At 76.7% G+C, this 2,229-nt stretch carries 1 protein-coding gene and 1 pseudogene; both read right to left on the bottom strand.

What is annotated here, in order from left to right:
* Nucleotides 1-57 precede the first annotated feature (57 nt).
* The gene (locus E1193_RS31195) at nt 58-1,998 is read right to left on the bottom strand and encodes a hypothetical protein (protein ID WP_132186705.1); all 1,941 of its coding nucleotides are present in this window, start codon (nt 1,996-1,998) and stop codon (nt 58-60) included.
* 60 nt (nt 1,999-2,058) lie between these two features.
* Nucleotides 2,059-2,229 (bottom strand): annotated as a pseudogene (locus E1193_RS33595) (lipoyl synthase); the annotation flags it as partial.

The raw sequence follows: 2,229 nt of genomic DNA, 5'->3' as shown, positions 1-2,229 counted from the left end.
CGATGGGGGTGGTGGGCGGCGTGGCGCGGCCAGGGGCCGACCCGTGACGTGGACCCCTCAGCGCGGCGGCAGCCAGATCCGCCAGCCGGCCACCGTGAGCGCCGCCGCGCCGGGCGGTGGCTGCCGGTCCAGGGTGGCCGCCAGCGGCGACCCGACCGGTGCCACGTACGCCACCTCGCCGGCCCGGGCGACCGCCCGGCCGTAGCCGGGCAGTCGGTCGAAGCCGGGGCGCAGCCGGTCGTCGACGACCGCGCAGATGATCTCCTCGCCGGCGGCGAAGGTGAGCCGGTTGCAGGTCCAGTACTCACCGTGGACGTGCCGGACACCGTGCGCGCGCAGCGCGCCGACCATGGCGGCGTGCCGCCGTGCCTCGGCCCGGTTCTCCGGCACGGTGGTGAGCGTGCCCGCGGTGGCGACGGCGGCGCCGGCGAGCACGGCGCCGAGGACGCCGACCGCTGCCGCCCGTACCACGGCGACCGTCGGAGGCCGGCGGGTCGGGGTACCGCTCGTGCCGCTGCTCCCCGGACGGGCCGGCCGGCGGGCCGCCGCCCACAGCGGCCAGAGCAGCGCCGGGATCGAGATCAACAGGCAGGACAGGTAACGGGAACTCTCCACCGGGGTGCGGCCGGCGGAACTGCTGAGGGTGTACGCCGCGAGGGTCCCCACCGCGCCGGCCACCAGCGCCAGCCGTACCGCCGCGCCGGCCCGCCGGTTCCGTTCTGAAGCCGGCCAGGCGGACGCCGTCGGACCGCCCATGATCGACTCGGCTTGCGGCAGGTCGTGGCATCGTGTTGGGTTCGAAACCCCGACATTCCGCATCCGAAGTCGATCATCAAGCGCGGAGCCCTTGAACGCCGTGCTGGTCGCCCCGTCCGGCCCGGCGGCGGGCGGCACCCGGGGAATGGCGGCCGACGCGGGGCCGCGCAGCGCCCGCCAGGCGGACAGGCCGGCCAGGGTCAGCAGCACCGGCAGCGCCAGCGACCACCAGAGCTGCCAGGTCGCGCAGTGGCCGGGGGCGCAGAAGCCCAGGCCCAGCGCCGGACCGAGCACCAGCCCGCCGTGCAGCCGGTCGGCCCAGCTCGCCGCCGCGTCCGCACCGCTGGCGGCGAGGACTGCCGTGACCGGGTTGTGGCCGTGCGCCAGGCTGTGCGCGAGCAGTGGCGCGGCGCCGAGCAGCGCCCCGCCCGCCAGCGCCATGCCGGCCGGGCCGCGCAGCTCGCCGCCCACCAGCGCCATGCCGGCCGGGCCGCGCAGCTCGCCGCGGTCCGGCCAGCGGGTACGACCGGCGCGAGCCCGAGGCGCCGGACCCCGCCCGCGTGCGGCTGCGCTGCCCGAGCCGCCGACCACGCGGCCGGTGCCGACCAGCACCGCGCCGAGCGCCAGCACGTACGGCAGGAGCAGCGGATCCACCCAGACGGCCAGACCGGCGAGGAATCCGAACCCGGCGTACCGCCACCGTCGCCCGTCCGGCCGACCGGCGGCGAGGTCGAGGGTGAGCAGGGCCAGCCCGACGCCGATCGGGTTCAGCTCCGGGTAGCCGCCGCCGGCGATGAGCTGGTTCTTGACGATCCGGTCCGACCCGAACGCGAGCACCCCGACCACCAGCAGGGCGAACCAGCGGTCCCCGCCGAGGCGGCGGGCCAGCCGCCAGCTCAGGAACAGGAACAGGGCGTACAGGGCGAGCAGCGGCAGCCGCAGCGCCAGCCAGGACGGGCCGGCCAGCGCGACCAGCGGCGCGGCCAGGTACGCCTCCAGCGTCCCCATGTACGCCTGGCCGTAGAAGAAAACCGGGAAGTCGTCGCCCCGGGCGATGCGCAGCGCGGCGAGTCCCATGGTGGCCTCGTCGCTGTTGGTGCGGGGCGTGTCGGCCAGCAGCAGGGCGCACCGGTACGCCACCCCGGCAGTCCCGACGACGACGGCGAGCAGCGCGGGGCGGGACCAGCGGGTCGTACGCCGACGGGCCGCGCCGCGCGGCTGTGGGCGTACCCCCGTGGTCATGCCTGGATCATGTCATCCGCGTGGCCGACCGACAGCCCCGCGACGTGGATTCAGCGGGCCTCAGCCTGCGGCGATGACCCCCGCGCGGGCGTCGATCGCCTGCTGGTAGAGCCGCCCGGCCCGGTACGACGAGCGCACCAGCGGGCCGCTCATCACGCCCGCGAAGCCGATCTCCTCGGCCTCCTCGCGCAGTTCGACGAACTCCTCCGGCTTGACCAAGCGGGTCACCGG

It is taken from the genome of Micromonospora sp. KC606, assembly GCF_004348675.1.
GTDB lineage: Bacteria > Actinomycetota > Actinomycetes > Mycobacteriales > Micromonosporaceae > Micromonospora.
Note: the sequence above shows the minus strand (reverse complement) of the source record. Positions and strands in the feature narration are given on the sequence as shown.